At 62.5% G+C, this 19,683-nt stretch carries 18 protein-coding genes and 1 pseudogene; 7 read left to right on the plus strand and 12 right to left on the minus strand.

The window, feature by feature from the left end; genetic code table 11:
• From glyA to U5A67_RS31280, 8 genes and pseudogenes are all read right to left on the minus strand, one after another.
• Positions 1-273, minus strand: a pseudogene (gene glyA / locus U5A67_RS31245) (serine hydroxymethyltransferase); the annotation flags it as partial.
• Between the two features lie 111 nt (positions 274-384).
• Positions 385-1,419 carry a GlxA family transcriptional regulator gene (locus U5A67_RS31250; protein ID WP_321817528.1) on the minus strand — a complete coding sequence of 345 codons (1,035 nt, stop codon included), beginning with the start codon at positions 1,417-1,419 and terminating at the stop codon, positions 385-387.
• Between the two features lie 124 nt (positions 1,420-1,543).
• On the minus strand, positions 1,544-2,269 hold the full coding sequence (locus U5A67_RS31255) for a GntR family transcriptional regulator (protein WP_321817527.1): 726 nt from the start codon (positions 2,267-2,269) through the stop codon (positions 1,544-1,546).
• A 133-nt stretch (positions 2,270-2,402) separates the two neighbouring features.
• Positions 2,403-3,344, minus strand: coding sequence for an aromatic amino acid DMT transporter YddG (yddG, locus tag U5A67_RS31260; RefSeq protein ID WP_321817526.1), 942 nt, complete (start codon positions 3,342-3,344; stop codon positions 2,403-2,405).
• Positions 3,345-3,394: 50 nt separating this feature from the next.
• Positions 3,395-4,888 carry an aldehyde dehydrogenase gene (locus tag U5A67_RS31265; RefSeq protein ID WP_321817525.1) on the minus strand — a complete coding sequence of 498 codons (1,494 nt, stop codon included), beginning with the start codon at positions 4,886-4,888 and terminating at the stop codon, positions 3,395-3,397.
• Complete coding sequence (locus tag U5A67_RS31270) at positions 4,888-5,796, minus strand: dihydrodipicolinate synthase family protein (protein ID WP_321817524.1); 909 nt, start codon at positions 5,794-5,796, stop codon at positions 4,888-4,890. Before U5A67_RS31270 ends, U5A67_RS31265 begins: the two co-directional genes overlap by 1 nt.
• Positions 5,797-5,832: 36 nt before the next feature.
• Positions 5,833-7,164: an MFS transporter gene (locus U5A67_RS31275; RefSeq protein WP_321817523.1), complete on the minus strand. Its 1,332-nt coding sequence runs from the start codon at positions 7,162-7,164 to the stop codon at positions 5,833-5,835.
• Positions 7,165-7,305: 141 nt separating this feature from the next.
• Positions 7,306-8,625, minus strand: a complete 1,320-nt coding sequence (locus U5A67_RS31280) for an FAD-binding oxidoreductase (RefSeq protein ID WP_321817522.1) — start codon at positions 8,623-8,625, stop codon at positions 7,306-7,308.
• Positions 8,626-9,087: 462 nt separating this feature from the next.
• Here U5A67_RS31280 and U5A67_RS31285 point away from each other — a divergent pair, with 462 nt between their 5' ends.
• The 5 genes from U5A67_RS31285 to U5A67_RS31305 all read left to right on the plus strand — a co-directional run bounded on the left by U5A67_RS31285 (position 9,088) and on the right by U5A67_RS31305 (position 14,579).
• Positions 9,088-10,557: an amino acid permease gene (locus U5A67_RS31285; protein ID WP_321817521.1), complete on the plus strand. Its 1,470-nt coding sequence runs from the start codon at positions 9,088-9,090 to the stop codon at positions 10,555-10,557.
• Between the two features lie 78 nt (positions 10,558-10,635).
• Positions 10,636-11,550, plus strand: a complete 915-nt coding sequence (locus U5A67_RS31290) for a LysR family transcriptional regulator (protein WP_321817520.1) — start codon at positions 10,636-10,638, stop codon at positions 11,548-11,550.
• A 177-nt stretch (positions 11,551-11,727) separates the two neighbouring features.
• A complete protein-coding gene (locus tag U5A67_RS31295) occupies positions 11,728-12,930 on the plus strand; it encodes an NAD-dependent formate dehydrogenase (protein ID WP_321817519.1) in 1,203 nt (400 codons plus the stop codon).
• A 5-nt stretch (positions 12,931-12,935) separates the two neighbouring features.
• Entirely contained in the window at positions 12,936-13,448 is a 513-nt protein-coding gene (locus U5A67_RS31300; RefSeq protein WP_321817518.1) for an HPP family protein, read from the plus strand.
• Positions 13,449-13,787: 339 nt separating this feature from the next.
• Positions 13,788-14,579 (plus strand): MHYT domain-containing protein, encoded by a 792-nt coding sequence (locus U5A67_RS31305; RefSeq protein WP_205985737.1) that lies wholly within the window; start codon positions 13,788-13,790, stop codon positions 14,577-14,579.
• 103 nt (positions 14,580-14,682) lie between these two features.
• Here U5A67_RS31305 and U5A67_RS31310 read toward each other — a convergent pair whose 3' ends face one another.
• Positions 14,683-15,324 carry a LysE family translocator gene (locus tag U5A67_RS31310; protein ID WP_321817517.1) on the minus strand — a complete coding sequence of 214 codons (642 nt, stop codon included), beginning with the start codon at positions 15,322-15,324 and terminating at the stop codon, positions 14,683-14,685.
• A gap of 464 nt (positions 15,325-15,788) precedes the next feature.
• Between U5A67_RS31310 and U5A67_RS31315 the strand changes: the two genes are divergently transcribed.
• Complete coding sequence (locus U5A67_RS31315) at positions 15,789-16,022, plus strand: hypothetical protein (protein ID WP_321817539.1); 234 nt, start codon at positions 15,789-15,791, stop codon at positions 16,020-16,022.
• Between the two features lie 165 nt (positions 16,023-16,187).
• On the opposite strand, the gene U5A67_RS31320 is transcribed toward U5A67_RS31315, so the two are convergent.
• Positions 16,188-16,571, minus strand: a complete 384-nt coding sequence (locus U5A67_RS31320; protein ID WP_321817516.1) for a hypothetical protein — start codon at positions 16,569-16,571, stop codon at positions 16,188-16,190.
• Between the two features lie 227 nt (positions 16,572-16,798).
• Positions 16,799-17,692 carry an aldo/keto reductase family oxidoreductase gene (locus U5A67_RS31325; protein ID WP_321817515.1) on the minus strand — a complete coding sequence of 298 codons (894 nt, stop codon included), beginning with the start codon at positions 17,690-17,692 and terminating at the stop codon, positions 16,799-16,801.
• Positions 17,693-17,819: 127 nt separating this feature from the next.
• Between U5A67_RS31325 and U5A67_RS31330 the strand changes: the two genes are divergently transcribed.
• A complete protein-coding gene (locus U5A67_RS31330) occupies positions 17,820-18,755 on the plus strand; it encodes a LysR family transcriptional regulator (protein WP_321817514.1) in 936 nt (311 codons plus the stop codon).
• Here the strand turns inward: U5A67_RS31330 and U5A67_RS31335 are convergent.
• Positions 18,721-19,677 (minus strand): DMT family transporter, encoded by a 957-nt coding sequence (locus U5A67_RS31335; protein WP_321817513.1) that lies wholly within the window; start codon positions 19,675-19,677, stop codon positions 18,721-18,723. The two genes, U5A67_RS31330 and U5A67_RS31335, sit on opposite strands and share 35 nt — an antisense overlap.
• Positions 19,678-19,683: the final 6 nt, after the last annotated feature.

A 19,683-nucleotide genomic window follows, 5' to 3' on the forward strand; every position in this document is an offset into this window, starting at 1 on the left:
CGCTTCCGCGCCGAACAGCGCCTTCACACGGTCAATCGCGAGCTGCTCGACGATATCGACGTTTTCGCAGCCGCCGTAGTAACGCTTGCCGGGATAGCCTTCGGCGTACTTGTTGGTGAGCTGCGAACCCTGCGCAGCCATCACGGCTGGCGAGGTGTAGTTTTCCGACGCGATCAGTTCGATGTGCTCTTCCTGACGGCGGTTCTCGAGTTCGATCGCGGCAAAGAGTTCGGGATCGACGTTGGCGATGGTGCTTTCGGCTCGGTTGAACATGTGTGGGCTCTCAGGTTCCAGCGTTTCAGGCGCTAAGGTGTGTGCAGTGCTGTTGGTGCAATTTAAGGCCAGGCGCCGCCCGCGTGATAGAACATTTGCGACAAGCCAGGCTCATTCCTCGCACACTTCGGCTTGCGCAACCGGCGGGCGCGCGAGGCGATACGCGCTGGGCGAGGCGTCGAATTCCTTGCGGAACTCGCGGCCGAGATGCGAGGCGTCCGAAAATCCGCAGGACATGGCGATATCGGCGACGGTGCGATCGGAGGCGCTCAGCATCCACGCGGCCATGCGCACGCGCATCTGGCGGCCATACACATTGGGCGACCTGCCGGTTTCGGCGATAAACAGACGTTCGAGCTGGCGCACGGACGTATCCACGCGCCGCGCCAGTTCCGTGAGCGCCAGCGGGTTGGCCACATGCTGCTCCATCACGAGAATGGCGCGGCGCACCTTCGGATGCGAGGCGGGGTCGAGTCCTGGCGGATAAGGCTGGGGCGCGTTGCCGCGTTGCGCATCGTCGACGATCAGAATGCGCTGCGCTTTCTGCACGATGGAGGCGTCCAGGTGCCGCAACAGAATGGCCGCGGCCACGTCGATCGAGGCGCGCCCGCCCGAGCAGGTGATGCGCCGCCGATCGATCACGAACAGGCGGTCGGCGATCAGGTTCGCTTCGGGAATGGCGGGGAAGCGCTCGACGAAATCCCAGTAGTGAAACCAGCTTACGCAGATGCGATAGCCGTCCATCACGCCCGCGCGCGCCAGCGCGAATGCGCCCGTGCAGACGCCTACGAGCGTTGCGCCATGGGCAGCGGCCGCGCGAATGAAGCGCAGCGTCGCATCGCTGGCGGACGGTCCCGAATGCAGCAGGCCGCCCACGACGAGCAGATAGTCGAACGGACCGGCATCGTCGAAGGACGTCCATGGCGTCACCTGAATCCCGCAACTCGCTCGAATGGGCGCAAGCGATTCGGCAACGATCGTCCAGCTACAGCGCACGGGGCGGCTCAGGTCGCCTTCGTCGCTGGCGAGGCGCAGCAGATCGACGAAACCCGAAAAAGCCGTGAGCGTGAAATTGGGCAGCAGGACGATGCCGAAGCGAATCGGCTTCTGCGGTTCCGTTTGAGTGGGGACGAGCGGGGGAGACATGGAAAGCGTGGGGCGATGCGAGATCTGCGAAATCGGCGTGATAATAAAAAGGAATCCGAAATATATTCGATGCGCTGAGTTTCAAAACAAAAAGGGCGGCGAACCGCCCCTGGAGATGAGTCGATCAGGCCAGCGTCAGCGGCACATCCAGTCCTTCGGGAATCGCGTAGTCCGTCATGTGGCGGCGCGAAAGCTCCCAGTGCGCCCGCACGAGTTCGGCGGCGCCTTCAGTGTCGCGGCGCTCGATCGCATCGATGATTTCATCGTGCTGATTCGCCGCCTCATGCATTTCGTGCTGCATGTTTTCGCTGGCCGGATAGCGATAAAACGTTTTGCCAAGCCGCGCGTGATCGATCAACAGGCGGCGCAGGCTGGGCATCAGATAATCGTTCTGCGCCATCGTGCCGATCTCCAGATGAAACTGGTCGTTGTAGAGCACGCGGTTTTCCACGTCATGCGCGTCGATGGCGGCGCGAAAACGCTTCTGGATTTCGCGCAGCTTCGCAACGTCCGCCGCGGTGGCATTGGCCGCCGCGAGTTGCGTCGTGGCGACGTAAATCAGCGGCGCGGCCAGAAAGAAGCTGCGCAGCGAGTGGTAATTCATCGACGAAACGCGGGCCGCGCGATTCGCTTCCAGTTCGATATAGCCTTCGGCGGCCATCTGGCGCATCAGTTCGCGCACGGGCGGGCGCGACAGGCCGAATTCGTCGCATAGCGCCAGTTCGTCCACCACGGCGCCAGGCTTCAGCTCCATGCTGACGATGCGGCGGCGCAGGGTGTCGGCCAGAACGGCCTTGCGGTCGGTGGGGGCGTTGCTTTCGAGGGGCGATTCGTCGGGGCTCTGTTTCATCGGGAATCTCTGTCTATCTTTTGTGTACTCTGTGCGTACGGCTTTGCGTACTATAAGTCGCCCAACGAAAATTCACCACACGGCGCACGCTGCGCGGGTCTGAGACAGGTCTCAAACCGGTCTCAGACCGGTTTTATTCCTGTACTCGTTCCCCAATTTCGGCTTCCTGCTTCGCCGCCGGTACTTTGGCGCGGCGCGGCCGGGTGGCGATCCAGCAGAGAATCGAGCCGGCGCACACCATCATGGCACCGTGCCAGAACGCGTCGGAGAGCGGCGCGTGCAGCAGCGTGGCCGCCAGCGCCGCCGAAATCACGGGGATGAAATACGAGGCGCCCGCGAGCACCGTGGCGTTGCCATGCAGAATGCCGATATTCCAGGCCGCGTAGCCGAAGCCCATGGCCGCGGCGGCCAGCAGCAGGTAGATGATCGCGTGCAGATTGAAGGTCATCGCGCCGCCGCCTTCGATGGCGAACTTGAGCCACAGCACGGCCGAAACCAGCATGAAAAACGGCGTGACGCCGTTCTTGCCGTTCGCGATGCGGGCCGTGACCGTGCAATAGGCGGCCCAGATCAACGCGCCGCTGAACGCCAAACCGTAGCTCAGCGGGTTGTCTCGCACGTTCGCCATCATGCCGGCCAGGTCGGTACCCTGGTCGCCGCCCAGCACCCAGCCGATTCCCATCATCGACAACACGAAGCCGGGCACGACCAGCAGATTGGCCTTCTGCTTATTGAAGACGATCGCCGCAACCAGCGTAAAAGTGGGCCACAAATAATTGACCATGCCGACTTCGATGGCCTGTCGCCCGTTATCGGCATAGCCGATCGACAGCGACAGGCACAGTTCGTAGGCCACGAAAAGCACGCTGCCCCAGATCAGGTATTTACGCGGAAATTCCCTGAGCTTCGGAAAGCCGACCGTCAACACGAGAAAGACGGAGGCCACCGAATACATCATGGCGGCACCGCCGGTCGCGCCCAGACTTTCGCTGACGCCGCGAATGAGCGCCACGATCGACGCCCACAACATGATCGCGACGAGCCCTATCAGCGTGGCCGTATCCTTGCTTTTCATACCTCGAACCTGCTTTGATGATTCAATTTTTTGCGGACGTGATTATGCGCTTAGACGGGCACGTCGATCCAGATCGTCTTGATCTCGGTGTACTGGTCGTGCGCCCAGATCGACTTGTCGCGACCGCCGAAACCCGACTCCTTGTAGCCGCCGAACGGCGTCGTGATATCGCCTTCGCCGAAGCAGTTGACGGTCACCACGCCCGCACGGATCTCGCGCGACAGACGGATCGCGTGATTCAGATTGCTCGTGTAGACCGACGCGGCGAGACCATAGGCGGAGTCATTGGCGAGTTCGATCGCTTCGTCGATATCCTTGAAGGTCGTGACGGCAAGCACCGGGCCGAAGATCTCTTCCTGGAACAGACGGCTCGCGGCGCTCACGCCGTCGACCACGGTCGGCTCGACGAAAATGCCGCGCTGCGTGTCGCCGCCGAAGGCCACGCGCAGTTGTTCGGTCTGCGCCTGCTCCAGATACGAGCGCACTTTCTCGAAGTGCGACTTGCTGACCATCGCGCCGATGCGGTGTTCGGGATCGAGCGGATCGCCCATCTTCCATTCGCGCATCTGCACGCCGATGCGTTCGAGCAGGGCGTCCTTGATATCGGCATGCACGATCAGACGCGACGAGGCCGAGCAGTTTTCGCCCATATTCCAGAACGCGCCGTTGACGACGTGCTGCGCGACGGCGTCCAGATCGTCCGCGTCCTTGAGCACCACGGCGGGGTTCTTGCCGCCGCATTCGAGCACGATGCGCTTGAGGTTGGACTCGGCCGCGTAATGCAGGAAGCGCCGGCCCGTTGCGGTCGAGCCGGTGAAGCTGACCATATCGACGTCCATGTGCAGGCCGAGCGGCTCGCCCACTTCCTGGCCGCCGCCGGGCAGCACGTTGAACACGCCGGCAGGCACGCCCGCTTCGTGCGCGAGTTCGGCCACGCGCAGGGCCGTAAGCGTGGTTTCCTTCGCGGGCTTGACGACGATGGAGCAACCGGCCGCAAGCGACGGGCCGATTTTCCACGCCAGCATCAGCAGCGGGAAATTCCACGGCAGCACGAGGCCGACCACGCCGATAGGCTCGCGTACCACCATCGACAGCGCGTTCGAACCGACCGGCGCGGTGGAATCGTAAATCTTGTCGATTAGTTCGGCATGCCAACGAATCGTATGGATCGTTTCGGGAACGTCGGTATTCTGGCATTCGCGAATGGGCTTGCCGCTGTCGAGGCTTTCCATCGTCGCGAGTTCGTGCGCGTGCGTTTCCAGAAGATCGGCGAACTTCAGCAGAATCGACTTGCGGCGCGACGGCGGCAGATTGCGCCAGCGGCCGTCCTGATACGCGGCGCGCGCGCTGGCGACGGCATCGTCGACATCGGCGGCGTTGCATGCGGCAATTTGCGCGAGCACTTCGCCGTTAGCCGGATTGGTCGTTTCGAACGTTGCGCCGGATTTCGAAGGACGAAATGCGCCGTCGACAAAGGCCTGGGTGGGAAAGCGCAGTTGCGCGGCCAGCGCTGCGTACTGCGCTGCATTGAGCAGATCGGCCATCAGGCTTGACCTCCGGTGACAGCAGCCACTTCGCGCTTCAGTTCGGTGACGATGGTTTGCAGGCGCTGCTTCTGGTCTTCGTCGAGACCCTTGAGCGGGGCGCGCACGCCGCCGCTACGCAGGCCGATGATTTCGCAGCCATGCTTGATCGACTGCACGAACTTGCCTTCTTCGAGGAAGTCCATCAGCGGCAGCATCGCGGACATGATGCGGCGGCCCTTGGCGAAGTCGTTTTCAACGGCGCATGCCTGGTACAGCGCGATATGTTCGGCCGGCAGGAAGTTCGAACCGGCGCAGACCCAGCTACGCGCGCCCCATGCGAAGAATTCCAGCGCCTGATCGTCCCAGCCGCACGACAGGCCCAGTTGCGGGAATTCGCGCGCCAGCATATGCAGTTGGCCGGTCTGGCCTGAGCTTTCCTTGATCGCGACGAAGTTCTTCGACGCGGCCGTCACGGTGCGGAAGAACTCGCGGCCCATCGAAACGCTCATGCGGCCGGGGTAGTTGTAGAGCATGACCGGCAGATCCGCGGCGCGATCGATCGCGAGTGCGTGCTCGGCATTTTCCTGTTCGGTGGGCAGTGCGTAGGGCGGCGAACCCACGAGGATCGCATCGGCCTTGATGGCCTTCGCGGCTTTCGCGTACTCGACCGAATCTTCCGTGCGCACGGCGCCCGTGCCGATGATCAGCGCGGTGCGCGAGCCAATCACTTCCTTCGCCAGAGCGCCGAGGTCGAAACGTTCCTGCGCCGTGTGCGCGTAATACTCGCCGGTCGAACCGCCGATGATGATGCCGTGCACGCCCGCCGCGATCAGCGATTCGAGCACTTCGGCAAAGGCCTTTTTATCGATCTGGCCAGCAGCGTCGAGGGGCGTGATCGCCGGGGTGTAGATGCCTTCGAATTTCATGATGTGTTTCCGTGAAAAATAAGGTGAGCGGGGTGGTCAGTGATTGAGGGAAGCCGCTTCCTGCAAGCTGAGCGAGCGCGTTTCCGGTGCGAGTGCGAGCGATGCGGCCAGACCGACGAACGACACGGCCGCTGCTGCATACATGGTGTTGCCGATGCCGACGCTATTGAGCGCGATCGGCACAAGCCAGGTGCCAACCGCCGCGCCGATGCGCGAGAGCGATGCGCCCATGCCCACTGCGAACGCGCGGATATCGGTCGGGAAAATTTCGTTGGGGTAGACCAGTTGCAGCACTTGCGCGCCGCCGATCAACACGGCATAGGCGCCAAACAGCACGAGAATCAGAATGGCCGAACCGTTCGAGCAGGCGCCGAGCGCAAGCAGCGCGAGCGCGGACCACAGAAAGCTGTGAATCACCATCGCACGGCGGCCAATCACATTGATGATGCGCGTCGCGATGATGCAACCGACCACGAACAGCAGCGTGATGGCCACCGAGCCCAGCGATTCCCATTGACCGGTCAGATTGAGCGCTTCGAGCACGCGCGGCGCGAACGAATAGACCGCGAACACCGGGATCACCGAACAGCTCCAGAACACCGTGACGAACAACATGCGCTTGCCATAACCGGAGTGCAGCAGATCCAGCAGCGAAGTCTTCTTTTGAGCGGTTTCTTCAGGCAGATTCTTCAGCGAGAACGACGGACCGTAGACCTTCTTGATGATCGCCTCGGCTTCGGCTTGACGGCCTTTGCTGAGCAGCCAGCGCGGCGATTCCGGCGTGCCGATGCGCACGATGAACAGCACCAGACCGATCGCCGCCGGGCTCGCCAGCACCCAGCGCCAGGCGTCGTGTGCGTGGCTGCTGAGAATCAGATTGCCGACGATATAAGCGAGCGCCGCGCCAAGGAACCAGATGATCGTCAGCATCGCCAGACGCGGGCCGCGATATTTGCGCGGCATGAATTCGACCAGCAGCGAACCGGCCACGGGATATTCAATGCCCACGCCAATGCCGATCAGAAAACGCAGCACGAACAAGGCTTCGCCGGACTGCACCCAGAATTGCGCGAGCGAGCATACGAAGAAAATAACGGGTCCGAAAAAATAGGGTTTTTGACGCCCGATGCGGTCGGACAGCCAGCCGCCCAGAAAGCCGCCTGCGAAGATGCCGAGCAGCGCGGAAGCCGCCACCATGCCTTCCCAGAAACTGGTCAAACCGAGCGCCGAGGAAAACTGCACCATCGCCACGCCGATAATGCTCAGAACATAGCCGTCCATGAGCCAGCCGCCGCTCGATCGGATCGTGAGCAACTGATGAAATCCATTGAGCGGAACGTCCTCGATGGACACGTGATTGTTCGACATTGCCTGTCTCCTTCCATGAAATGGAACGCTATGCTTCGTGGTGCGAACCACATTCGCGGCGTTCTGTGCTTCGTCTAAGGTGCGATCGGTCTGAATAAAGATTTGCCGATTTGTCGCGATCCATCGCAGTCGAGTTGCGAATCAGCTTTCGAGCCCGGCTTTGCGCTGCCCCCACCAGAGGGTGGCGTTGACGCCGAGCGAGAGGAACGGCTCGGGCGGCGCCTTGTTCGGCCCCGAGGTTTCGAGCAGGAAATTCGTCAGGTCATTGGGCTTGCCCGCGAGCCAGTCGGCGAGCAGCGTGCCCGTCACCGTGCCACGCGTGATGCCCAGACCATTGCAGCAGAGTGCGCCAAAAACGTTCGGCGCGAGCTGGCCGAAAAAGCCTTTGTGGTTTTGCGAAAGCGCGAGCGATCCGCTCCACGTGTATTCGAAATCGACATCGGGCAGCATCGGGAAGCGCCGGTCGAAGGACAGACGATGGCGGTCCGCGAAACGCGAAAGATTCTGTTCTTTCGGACGGCCATCGGGATTGAACGAAAAGCTGTTGCGCACGAGAATGCGGTTGTCGTGCGTGCGGCGCAGCGTGCTGCCGAACGGATCGGCGGGAATCACACCCCAGAACGGCTTGCCGCCCAGTGCAAACTGCTCGGCTGCCGTGAGCGGGCGCGTGAGGCTTGCGTAGAGGAACACCGGCAGCATGGTGCGCTGAAGGAAGCCGAAGCGCATGCCGAAGGCGTTGTTGGCGAGCACCAGTTTGTCGGCGACGATGCGGCCGTTGCGATGCGCCAGCACGATCTTGTCGCCGTATTCCACATTGGTAATCGGCGTGTGCTCATAGAGCGTGACGTTGGGCGGCAGGCAGTCGGCCAGACCCTTCACGAGCCCCGAAGGCTGCACGAGCACGGTGCCCGGCGTGAACAGCGCCTTGCGATAGAACGACGTGCCGATGTGGTCGGGCAGCGCCGCGCCGTCGATCACTTCGTACGGTTGCCCCAGCTTGTCGAGCCCGCGCCGATAGGCGTCGAGCACCGCCACGCCGCGCTCTTCCACCGCCGCCTGATATTTGCCCGATGCCGTCATGTGGCAGTCGATGCCGTGCTCGTTCACCAGGTCGCGCAGGATCGTCTGGCCGAGGAGGTTGAGCTTGAGCGTGATCCTGGCCGTGTCGATATCGCCGATGTAATCGTCCGCGCCGATGTCGTGCGGCAGATCGATCGCGAAACCGGCATTGCGGCCCGACGTGCCATAGCCCACTTCCTGGGCGTCGATCAGCAGGACTTCATCGTCGGGAAAGTTCAGCGCGAGTTGCCGGGCGGCGGCGAGGCCGGTGAAGCCGGCGCCGATCACGGCCCAGCGAGCTTTCGATTCGCCCGTGTGGGCGGCTTTGGGCGTGCGTGCACGACTCGTGTGATACCAGCCGCACATCTTGTCGTCCGCGGGGAGCGAGGTAACCGTTTGCATTTCTAATTCCAATATCGCCTTGAAACCCACTGCACCTCCGGATGCGTGCGCACACCTTTCATGCGCCGCCCCTCGGGGCCGTACAGCACGACGGCGTCTTCCAGACCGTCGATTGAAACAGCGTCTTCTGCCGTCCAACATCAATGTATACAAATTGTAGACGGAGTATAGGTTTGAATTAGACCGAGCAAAAATAAGGGTTTACGCTCTACGAATGCGCATGAGCAGCGCCGAATATTTGTCGAAATTGGCTAAGGGTTTGCCCTGGTGAAGTCCGCTGGACAAGGGCGTGGAGCCCGCCGGCTGGGGAAACAGGGGGAATGGAGCACACGCGGGGCTGTCGCGACCGTTCTATGCGCGGTCGGAATGGTTCTATGCCCGCCGTTTTTTGCGCCGGGATGATGAATGCGAACGAAGGCCTTGCCTGACGTTGTCCCCGACAAAAACCACGGAGGAAGACATATGCGACAGATAGAACGGCCCGCCCGCATGCTTGATGCTGCGACTGGCGGCTACGCAGAACTGACTGTCGATGCGATCGATCAACGCGCGGATACCGGCCCGAACTCGCGGCGTCTTGCCGACGGACTCAAGCAGCGCCACGTGGTCATGCTCTCGATCGGCGGAAGTATTGGCGCGGGGCTGTTCGTCGGCTCCGGCCACGCGATCGCCGAAGCCGGGCCCGCAGCGCTGCTCGCCTATGTGTTCGGCAGCCTGCTGGTGGTGACGGTGATGCGCATGCTGGGCGAAATGGCCTGCGCGATGCCGGATTCTGGCTCGTTCTCCACTTACGCTGACAAGGCGATCGGCTCCTGGGCGGGCTTTACCATCGGCTGGATGTACTGGTGGTTCTGGGTGCTGGTGGTGCCGCTCGAAGCCACGGCGGCCGCCAACATCCTGAACAGCTGGTTGCCCGATGTGCCGGTCTGGCAGCTTTCCGTGCTGGTGACCGCGGCGCTCACCATCGCCAATCTCGCCAGCGTGAAGAATTACGGCGAGATGGAATTCTGGTTCGCCATTATCAAGGTCACGGGGATTCTGATCTTTATCGGCTGCGGTATTGCGGCTTTGTCGGGCTTCGTGCCGACGGTGCATCTCACGCCCTGGCAGACCGTCACCGGACACGGCGGATTTATTCCGCGCGGCATCGCGCCGATTATCGGTGCGTTATTGACGACGATGTTTACGTTTCTCGGCACCGAAGTCGTGACGATTGCAGCGGCCGAATCGGAAAATCCCGCGCGGGAAATTGGCCGTGCGATTACCTCGGTCGTCTGGCGTATTTCGCTTTTCTATATCGGATCGATTCTGGTCATCATCTGCACCGTGCCGTGGAACGATCCTGAATTGACGCGAATGGGCGCTTATCAGGCGGTGCTTCAGCGTTTCCATATTCCCTATGCCAAACTCATTACCGATGGACTCATCCTCGTTGCAGTGGGCAGTTGCCTGAATTCCGCGCTCTATACCGCATCGAGAATGATGTATTCGCTCGGCACGCGCAAACAGGCGCCGGGTTTTCTCACGCGCACGACGGGCAATGGCGTGCCGGCGCGCGCGGTGATGGCATCGAGTCTCGTGGCCTTCGTCGCGTGCGGCGCGAATTATCTGGCGCCCAAATATGTCTTCGATGCCTTGCTTTCCACCACTGGCGCGATTGCATTGCTCGTTTATCTCGTGATTGCGGTCAGCCAGTTGCGCCTGCACAAGCGCCTTGTGGCAGCGGGGCCTTTGAAGGTGAAGATGTGGCTGCATCCCTTCCTTGGCGCGCTGGTTGTGTTGCTGATTGGCGGCGCGTTTGTGGTGATGGTGCTCAGCGAAGATCATCGGCGCGAAGTGGTGGCCACGCTCGGCTGCTGCGTGGCGCTGGCGGCGGTGGGCTATTGGCGGCAGCGGCAACTGAAGGCGAGGGCGACCCGCATGATGCGTTGAAGCGTAATATATCGCTCGATATATCGGAGGGCGCGGGGCAAACCCGCGTCCGCGACCCCGCAACCCGAGGTACGAGCGATGTTCATACGGCAACTCAACTACCTGGTGACGCTCGCCAAAGAGCAGCACTTCGCGCGCGCCGCCGAGCTGTGCAATGTCTCGCAACCGGCGCTTTCGTCGGCGATACGCAGTCTCGAAGCCGAACTCGGCCTCATGATCGTGCGGCGCGGCCGCCGCTTCCTGGGCTTCACCGAAGACGGCGAGCGCATTCTCGGCTGGGCGCGCGAGACGATTGCCGCGCTCGAACATATGCGCCAGGACGCGCTCGCTTCGCGCATGCTGACCGGCACGATCAGGATCGGCGTGATTCCCACCACCATGCCCATCGTCAATCTACTGCTGGCGGCTTGTCGCGAGGCGCATCCGCTGCTGTGCTATTCGGTGCGCTCCTTGAGTTCGGCGGCGATCCTGCGCCAGCTCGACGATTACGATCTCGACATCGGCTTCACCTATCTCGACGATCACACCCAGGCGGGCTTCGACGTGCTTTCGCTTTACTGCGAACGCTACGTGCTGATGTCGCCGGCAGATTCCGGCGTGGGCGCGTGCAAGGGCGCCGGTCGCTGGGACGATGTGGGCGAATTGCAGTTCGCGCTGCTGGATTCGTCGATGCAGAACCGTCAGGTGATCAATGCCGCGTTCCGGCGCGCGGGCGTGGAGCCCAAAGTGATTCTGGAGGCGGATTCGCTGCTCGCCTTGATCGCCAATGTGCAGCATGCGCGCCTGCATACCGTGCTGCCGCATAGCGTGCTGAGCATTGCGGATAGCGCGCGCCAGATGAAAGCAACGCCGCTCGAACCCGAAGTCACGCGCGAAATCGGTCTGATTACCCGCAATCTGCCTTCGCGGCCGCGTCACGTTGCGGCGATGTGGGAGGCCGCGAAGCAACTCGATCTGCAGGACGAGTTCGACGCCTTGCTAGATCGCCCATGAATCGTTGCGGGCGCATGGTTGATAAGCCGCGCTTATCAGCCAATCCGTCGAATCGATTGGACCCGTGTGCGCCTCATCGACAACACTCTGTCTGTCGCTGGAACACAAGCAACGCGACCGGAAAGCCGGCTGCCACAGTGCACCGGTTCCTGTTCAATCAGAGTGGAGACAGATATCGTGGCAAAAATCATTTGTGTGCTGTACGACGATCCGGTCAACGGTATGCCGAAGCAGTATGCCCGTGACACGCTTCCCGAAATCACCCGTTATCCCGATGGCCAAACCACGCCCACGCCGCGCGGCATCGACTTCACGCCGGGGCATTTGCTGGGCTGCGTGTCGGGCGAACTGGGCTTGCGCCACTATCTGGAATCGAACGGCCACCAACTGATCGTCACCTCGAGCAAGGACGGTTCGGACAGCGTGCTCGACCGCGAATTGCATGACGCCGAGATCGTGATTTCGCAGCCGTTCTGGCCGGCCTATATGACCGCCGAGCGCATTGCGAAAGCGCGCAAGCTCAAGATGATCGTGACCGCCGGTATCGGTTCGGATCACACCGATCTGCAGGCCGCGATGGATCGCGGCATCACCGTGGCGGAAGTCACGTATTGCAACAGCAACAGCGTGGCCGAACATGTGGTGATGACGACCCTCGCGCTGGTGCGTAACTACATTCCTTCGCACAACATAGCAAATGAGGGCGGCTGGAATATCGCCGATTGCGTCGAGCGTTCGTATGACGTCGAAGGCATGCATGTGGGCACGGTTGCGGCGGGACGTATCGGCCTGCGCGTGCTGCGTCTGCTCAAGCCGTTCGATATGAAACTGCATTATCTCGATCGTCACCGTTTGCCCGAATCGGTCGAAAAGGAGCTGAACCTCACGTATCACACGAGCCTGGAGAGCCTGGCGAAGGCGTGCGATGTCGTGACGCTGAATTGCCCGCTGCACCCGGAAACCGAGCATATGATCAACGCGGCGACGCTCAAGCATTTCAAGCGCGGCGCCTACCTGATCAACACGGCGCGCGGCAAGCTCTGCGACCGCGACGCCGTTGTCGATGCGCTCAAGAGCGGCCAGCTTGCGGGCTACGGCGGCGACGTGTGGTTCCCGCAGCCCGCGCCGGCCGATCACCCGTGGCGCAGCATGCCGCATCAGGGCATGACGCCGCATATCTCCGGCACGAGTCTTTCGGCGCAGGCGCGCTACGCGGCCGGCACGCGCGAAATTCTCGAATGCTATTTCGAAGGCCGCCCGATCCGCGATGAATATCTGATCGTGCAGGGCGGGGAACTCGCGGGCGTGGGCGCGCATTCCTATAGCGCCGGCAACGCGACGAAGGGCTCGGAAGAAGCGGCGCGCTTCAAGGTGGCCTGAGAACCATGACCTCCCCGTCCGCCGTTAGCGCCGGAACCAGCGGGGCCGCAACGTGGCGCGTTCAGGCCGGCAGCATTGCGCTGGCCGGTCTGGGCGCGTTCGTTGCGCTGGCTCTCGTCGGGACGCTGGCGCAAAAGAGCGCTCAACCCTGGATGCTCGGTTCGTTTGGCGCGACCTGCGTGCTGCTGTTCGGTTTTCCGGCCAGCCCGTTTTCACAGCCGCGTAACATCATCGGCGGTCATGTGCTGACGTCCTTGACCGGCTTGCTCTGCCTGCACCTGTTCGGCCCCGGCTACATGCCGATGGCATGCGCCGCCGCCTGCGCATTGATGCTGATGATGCTCACGCGGACCGTGCATCCGCCCGCAGGCAGCAATCCCGTCATCATTTTCATGGCGCAGCCGGGCTGGTCGTTTCTGCTGTTGCCCACGCTGCTCGGAGCCGTTGCGCTGGCCTTGACCGGTTGGGTTTACTGGTCGATCGTCAAACGCGGTTCGTGGCCCGCGCCGCGAAAGTGACTGCGTTACCGGGCATGCGCCCTCAAGGTGCGCATGCCCGTTTCACTATTGCGCTATTAACTAAATATCGACTGAGTTTCGCTTCTAAAGATTTAATGCTGTTTGCATAAATCACGTTCTACAACCGTTCAGATCGCCAGAAAGCCCCTAAAAAAGCGGTCATTTCTACGTATTCGCTCATGTTCGCTTTTGCGTGATTCGGGTTCTGCCTTGCTATTGCGCGCAAAGGTTTCTATGTATACTCGATGTGATTGTTAAGACGAAACGGACGCCCGGGGAAGTGGTACTCGCGTCCTGGCTCGAGCCTCGCACAACGCAGTTCACACGAGTTGAACGAACATGACCGGCTACTACGATCCCTCGCTTGTCGCGCTTTCCTGTCTGCTGGCGATCTTCGCATCGTTCACGGCATTGGATATTTCCGATCGTCTGGATGTGATCGGCAAACGTCCGCTGTTGCCGTGGATTGCATTCGGCGGCTGCATCATGGGGCTCGGCATCTGGTCGATGCACTTTATCGCGATGCTGGCGTTCCATCTGCCGATCGCGGTCGGCTACAACATTCCCGCTACGCTGGCTTCGCTCGCGATTGCAATCGTTGCGTCCGCCATCGGTTTTCTGCCGCTGTGCCGCTATGAATTGCGCTGGCCGCTGCTCGCGGGCGCAGCCGTCGCGATGGGTCTCGGCGTGGCCGGTATGCATTATCTCGGCATGTGGGCGATGGATATCTGTCCCGCCATTCACTACCAGACCTGGTTAGTGATCCTCTCCGTTATCATCGCGATCATTGCGAGCGGGGCGGCGCTGCTGCTGGCCTTCGATCTGCGCCGCCGCAGCGCGATGCGCCGCACGCGCCAGATCAGTTCGGCGGTCGTGATGGGCGTGGCGGTATGCGGGATGCACTACTGCGGCATGGCCGCGGCGCATTTCGAGGCGGGCAGCTATTCGGTATCCGACTTGCGCAATATGCCGGTGCCCTGGCTGGCTGGCATCGTCGTCACGTTCAGCCTGTTGATTTTCGCGGCATCGATTGTCATCGCCATGCTCGACGCCCGTTCCAGCAAACGCGCCCGCGCCATCGCCGATGCGATCCTGGACGAGCACATCAATCGCCGCAATCCGGCGCATTGATCGGCCTATTCCGGCGCGCATAAAAAAGGGCGGCTTGAGGCCGCCCTTCGTGTTTCCTGGGTCACTTGTTTCTCAGGTCACTTTCTTCGCGGCGCGCTACCGCTTACTGCCGCATCAAAGCCATCATCGCGCCGAAGCCGACAAAAACGCCACCCGTCACGCGATTGAATACCTTCGCCACGCGCTGGCTCTTGAGCGTGGCACCGATGCGCGTGCCGAAGCTCGCATAAACGAGATACCAGCTCACTTCGCACACCGCGAACGTCGCCACCAGCACGCCGAATTGCGGCAGCGTGGGACGGCTCGCGTCGATGAACTGCGGCAGCAGCGCGGCGGCGAACAGAATCGCCTTCGGATTGCTGCTGGCCACCAGAAAACCGTTGCGGAACAGCGTGCCGGGCGAACGTGCCGGGCGGGCGCCGAGTGCTTGCGCGCTGGCGTCGGCAGCCTCGTTGTGCTCGACCGGCGCGCTCCAGGCCTTGATGCCCAGATACACCAGATAACCCGCGCCGACAAAACGCAGCACGTTGAACATCGTCGGCCATGCCTGCAGGAACACGCCCAGCCCGGCGGCGGAGACGGCCAGCATCAGCACGAGCGCGGACAGGCAGCCGCCCATGGTCGCGCTGGTGCGTCGCAGACCGTACTGCGCGCCGTGCGACATGATGAGCAGCATATTGGGGCCGGGGATGGCGCAGACGACGAAGACAGTGGCGAGGAACAGCCACCAGGTATGGAGGTTCATTGCAACGGCCTGGCAAGGGGGAAGAAAAAAGGAACCCGGATTATGCCAGCGCATGCGGCGGCGGGGCGGGGCGCTCCGCTGCGATGCGTGCCGCGTAAAAGAAAAAAGCCCGCGCGGAGGCGGGCTTGAACCACGTCAAAGGAGACATGGAGGAGACGAAGAAAGTATAGGTAAGTCATTGATGCATCGCAATAAACATCCGAAGATTGAAACGTTAACCATTGTCAGAAATGGCGATTTATGATTGCTGAGCCTGTCGCGCTCGCCCACAATGCATCAACGTTAGCGCCTCGATTCAGTTCGTATGAGGCGCATGCGGTGGGAGAACGGTGCGCCGTCGTCAGCACGATGTCGGCGGCACCTCGACAGGCAAAAACGCAGGGATCGTAGTGTTGGCATCGGCGGCGCAGCGGGCGGATTTTTTCGCCGCCCACGCGCCAACTCGCATGAACCGGAGGGGTCAAATGGGCATTCTGGACAAGGTGGGCGAAATCGCCGGCGCAGTGGCGGCCGTCGAAGCGGCGGAGAAGGTTGATCCTGACGCCGGTTTTCTGACCAAGGCGGCCGCAGCGGTCGCCGGTTTCGAAGGCGCGGGGGCGCTCGAAAAGATGCTCGAGAAGAAAGAGGATGAAAAGCCCGCCGACGACGGCACGCAGCAAGCCGACGCTGGCGACGCATCGGCAGATCCGCAAACCTGATGCGGTTTCGGCATACGAACTGACACAGGACAAGCACGGGGTTCCCGCGCGCGCCGTTTGAGGGAGCGGCGCGCGGCGGATGAGAGTGGCAGGACTTGATGAGCCGCGGTGTTCGAGCCGCGGCTTTTTTTCGTCTGCGGGTTGTGTGCTGATACCGGCGTGCGCTTATTGCTTCACGAACACGAAGTCGCATTGTCGCGTGGTCGTGCGCGAGCCGGTGCCCGAAGCCGCGTCGAAATGGGCGCTGACGTTGTATTCGTAAGGCGTGCGCGGATCGAGATGGCCGACCGAATAGCCGGGTGCGCTGGTCAGCCCCTGGCCGAGCAAGGTGGCGGCGCCATCGGGTTCGATCTTGCCGTCGAGTGTGAACCAGCCGCCGCGGCCTTTATCGCCGCGCTCGCCGTGCATCACGCCATCGACGACTGTGGCCGGGAAATGAAAGGTATAGCTGTAAGCGCCGTCCGGGCCGGTCGCGCAGGTGAGCGTGACGCTCCATGTGCCGTCGAATTTCCCGGCCGCCAGGGCGTTTTGCGCGGCGAATGCGAACAAGGCCAGCGCCGCTAGCCAACTCGCCAAGCGAGTGCGCTGCCGGTTTGGGTTTGCAGGCATCGTCGGTCCTCCCGGAAACGCGTGCCGCTAGCGGCGAACCGATGCCGGATCGCCGCCGAATCCACGCTGAAACCATTCTGGACGCAAGGTCCATACCCGCGTGTGCGGCGGCTCACCTTTCGCGTTCTTTCGCCCAGGGCCGGCGACTCAAACCGACATGAATACGCTCAGGCCGCCTGCCTGCCGATCGCGTCGAGCTTCGCGAGCACGTCCGCGCTCAGCGCGAGCGACTCCGCCTGCATGTTCTCGCGCAGATGCGCAACTGACGACGTCCCCGGAATCAGCAGCACATTGGGCGCGCGATGCAGCAGCCAGGCGAGCGCGACGGTCATCGGCGTTGCGCCCAGCGACTGCGCGATATCCGACAGCGCCGACGATTGAATCGGCGTGAATCCGCCGAGTGGGAAGAACGGCACATACGCGGTGCCCTGAGCGGCGAGCGTGTCGATCAGCGCGTCGTCGGTGCGATTCACGAGGTTGTAGTTGTTCTGCACGCAGACGATCGGCGCGATGTGGCTGGCGTCGGCGATCTGCTTTGCCGTCGCGTTCGACAGGCCGATGTCGCGCACGAGGCCGCGCTGGCGCAGCGTCGCGAGCGCTTCCATCTGGCGCTCGATCGGGCCTTCGGAGGGCTGGTGGACGTCGCCCATGACGCGCAGATTCACGATATCCAGCGTTTCCAGGCCGAGATTGCGCAGATTGTCGTGCACGGCACGTTCGAGATCGGCGGGGTCTTGCGCGGGCAGCCAGTCGCCCTGGTCGTCGCGCACCGCGCCCACCTTGGTCACGAGCGTGAGATCGGCGGGATACGGATGCAGCGCCTCGCGGATGATCTGGTTGGTCACGTGCGGGCCGTAAAAATCGCTCGTATCGATGTGATTCACGCCCAGCGCGATGGCTTCGCGCAGCACTGCGACGGCCTGCGCGCGGTCCTTCGGCGGCCCGAACACGCCAGGACCGGCGAGTTGCATGGCGCCATAGCCCATGCGGTTGACCGTGCGCCCAGCGAGATTGAAGCGGCGTGCGGGGGACTGAGTCTGAGTCTGCGTTGCTTGCGTCATGGCGTTCTCCTCGAAAAGGGATGGCGCCAGTATGGGCGCAGTTGCGCTGTTGGATAATCCCGTCTGATCCGCACGGGTTGTGCAAAATTTTGCACAATGGCGATGTTCGTACTCACACGCCATCGCCATGAATCAGGAAACGCGTCTGCAGCCCAATCTCGCCTTCGAGATGAACGACCTTGCCGCATTCGCCGCTGTCGCGCGGGCGGGCGGTTTTCGCGATGCGGCGCGCACGGGCGGCGTGTCGGCGTCCAGTTTGAGCACGGCCGTGCGACGGCTCGAAACGAAGCTCGGGCTGCGGCTCCTGAATCGCACCACGCGCAGCGTCGCGCCGACCGAAGCGGGGCAACGTCTGCTTGAAACCATCACGCCGCTGTTCGCCGAGATGAAAGCGGCGCTCGACGTGCTCAACGGGTATCGCGACCGGCCCGCTGGCGTGCTGCGCCTGAATGTGCCGGCCAATGTCGCGCGCAGCGTGCTGCCGCCGATCCTCGCGCCGTTCGCGCAGGCCTATCAGGAAATCCGCGTGGAAGTGATGGTGGAGGACGGCTTCGTCGATGTGTTGCAGGCCGGTTGCGATGCAGGCATCCGCTACGACGAGCGGCTGGATCAGGACATGATCGCGCTGCCGATCGGCCCGCGCAGGCAGCGCTTTGCCACCGCCGCTTCGCCCGCTTATCTCGCGGCGCGCGGCGTGCCTGAACATCCGCGCGATCTGCTCGATCATGCGTGCCTGCGCATCCGTTTTGCGGGCGGCGCGATGGCGATCTGGGAATATCAGCGCAATGGCGAAACCGTGCGGCTCGATCCGCCGGGGCAAGTGGTGGTGAAGCCCGCCGGGTCGCTCGATCTCGTGACGGAAATGGCGCTGCGCGGCGCGGGCGTGGTGGCGTTGTTCGAGGACACGCTTGCGCCGCACTTCGCCAGCGGTGCGCTGGTGCCGTTGCTGGCGGACTGGTGGCCAGAATTCTCCGGGCCATTTCTCTACTATCCTGGGCGGCGTCATGTGCCCGCGCCCCTCAGGGCGTTTATCGATTTTCTGAAATCGACGGATGATTCGTAATCCTGTCTTTTTTCTCCGTGCCTATCGATCGCGCAAGCGGCGTTCGCCACGTTTGCGCGAGCAACACACCCGCGAGCGCCGTCACGCCGCCCAGCAGGTGATATGCGTGCAATTGCTCGCCGAATACGCTCACGGCCAGCGCCGCCGTGAACACCGGCAGCAGACTCATATACATGCTGCAGCGATTCGGGCCCAGATGCTTGACGCCCTGCATCCAGAAAAACGGCAGCACGACTGAAGCCAGCGATCCTGCATAGGCGATCAGCGGCAGGCTGGAGCGATTGGGCAACGCCCCGGCGATCGGCAGACGCGAAAGCGGCACGAGCATGAACAGCAGCGCGGCGATCGCCTGACAATACGTCGATTGCCACGACGGCAAACCCACGTGCCAGCGGCGCAATAGCACGCCGTAAACCGCATACGCGAGAGCCGCGACGAGCATCAGCAGATCGCCGCTATGGACGCCGCCCGCGAGCAGTGTTGCGGGCCGCCCGGCGGTGATCAGCCAGACCAGTCCTGCGAACGAAATCACGCCGCCGCAAGCCATCCCGGCGGTAGGCGTTTCGCCGAGCAAGGCGACGGAGAGCAGCATCGTGAGCAAGGGCACCAGCGCCGTCATGATCGACATATTGGTGGCCGTGGTGGTTTTCGCCGCCGCGTAGGACAGGCACTGGAACAGCGCCATGGCGAGCAGGCCGAGCAGCGCGAGCTTCGGCAATTGCGGCACGATGGCGGCGCGGTTGCGCCAGGCGGCGGCGGGCACGAACAGGCTCATCAGCGCGACGGCCAGCACGAGGCGCCAGAACGTGATGGCGTACGGGTCGATGGTGTGCGCGGAGAGCCGCGAAACCATCACGTTGCCCGACCAGAGCGTGATGGCGACGAGCGGAAAAAGCGCATGGCGCGGGGCGGCGGTGGACATCGGGTG

Source organism: Paraburkholderia sp. J69-1 (genome assembly GCF_905220255.1).
Lineage (GTDB): Bacteria > Pseudomonadota > Gammaproteobacteria > Burkholderiales > Burkholderiaceae > Paraburkholderia.

Coding starts and splice junctions, on each gene's coding strand:
- U5A67_RS31250 (WP_321817528.1), bottom strand. CDS start 1,419: ATGTCTCCCCCGCTCGTCCCCACTCAAACGGAACCGCAGAAGCCGATT.
- U5A67_RS31255 (WP_321817527.1), bottom strand. CDS start 2,269: ATGAAACAGAGCCCCGACGAATCGCCCCTCGAAAGCAACGCCCCCACC.
- yddG (WP_321817526.1), bottom strand. CDS start 3,344: ATGAAAAGCAAGGATACGGCCACGCTGATAGGGCTCGTCGCGATCATG.
- U5A67_RS31265 (WP_321817525.1), bottom strand. CDS start 4,888: ATGGCCGATCTGCTCAATGCAGCGCAGTACGCAGCGCTGGCCGCGCAA.
- U5A67_RS31270 (WP_321817524.1), bottom strand. CDS start 5,796: ATGAAATTCGAAGGCATCTACACCCCGGCGATCACGCCCCTCGACGCT.
- U5A67_RS31275 (WP_321817523.1), bottom strand. CDS start 7,164: ATGTCGAACAATCACGTGTCCATCGAGGACGTTCCGCTCAATGGATTT.
- U5A67_RS31280 (WP_321817522.1), bottom strand. CDS start 8,625: ATGCAAACGGTTACCTCGCTCCCCGCGGACGACAAGATGTGCGGCTGG.
- U5A67_RS31285 (WP_321817521.1), top strand. CDS start 9,088: ATGCGACAGATAGAACGGCCCGCCCGCATGCTTGATGCTGCGACTGGC.
- U5A67_RS31290 (WP_321817520.1), top strand. CDS start 10,636: ATGTTCATACGGCAACTCAACTACCTGGTGACGCTCGCCAAAGAGCAG.
- U5A67_RS31300 (WP_321817518.1), top strand. CDS start 12,936: ATGACCTCCCCGTCCGCCGTTAGCGCCGGAACCAGCGGGGCCGCAACG.
- U5A67_RS31305 (WP_205985737.1), top strand. CDS start 13,788: ATGACCGGCTACTACGATCCCTCGCTTGTCGCGCTTTCCTGTCTGCTG.
- U5A67_RS31310 (WP_321817517.1), bottom strand. CDS start 15,324: ATGAACCTCCATACCTGGTGGCTGTTCCTCGCCACTGTCTTCGTCGTC.
- U5A67_RS31315 (WP_321817539.1), top strand. CDS start 15,789: ATGGGCATTCTGGACAAGGTGGGCGAAATCGCCGGCGCAGTGGCGGCC.
- U5A67_RS31325 (WP_321817515.1), bottom strand. CDS start 17,692: ATGACGCAAGCAACGCAGACTCAGACTCAGTCCCCCGCACGCCGCTTC.
- U5A67_RS31330 (WP_321817514.1), top strand. CDS start 17,820: ATGAATCAGGAAACGCGTCTGCAGCCCAATCTCGCCTTCGAGATGAAC.
- U5A67_RS31335 (WP_321817513.1), bottom strand. CDS start 19,677: ATGTCCACCGCCGCCCCGCGCCATGCGCTTTTTCCGCTCGTCGCCATC.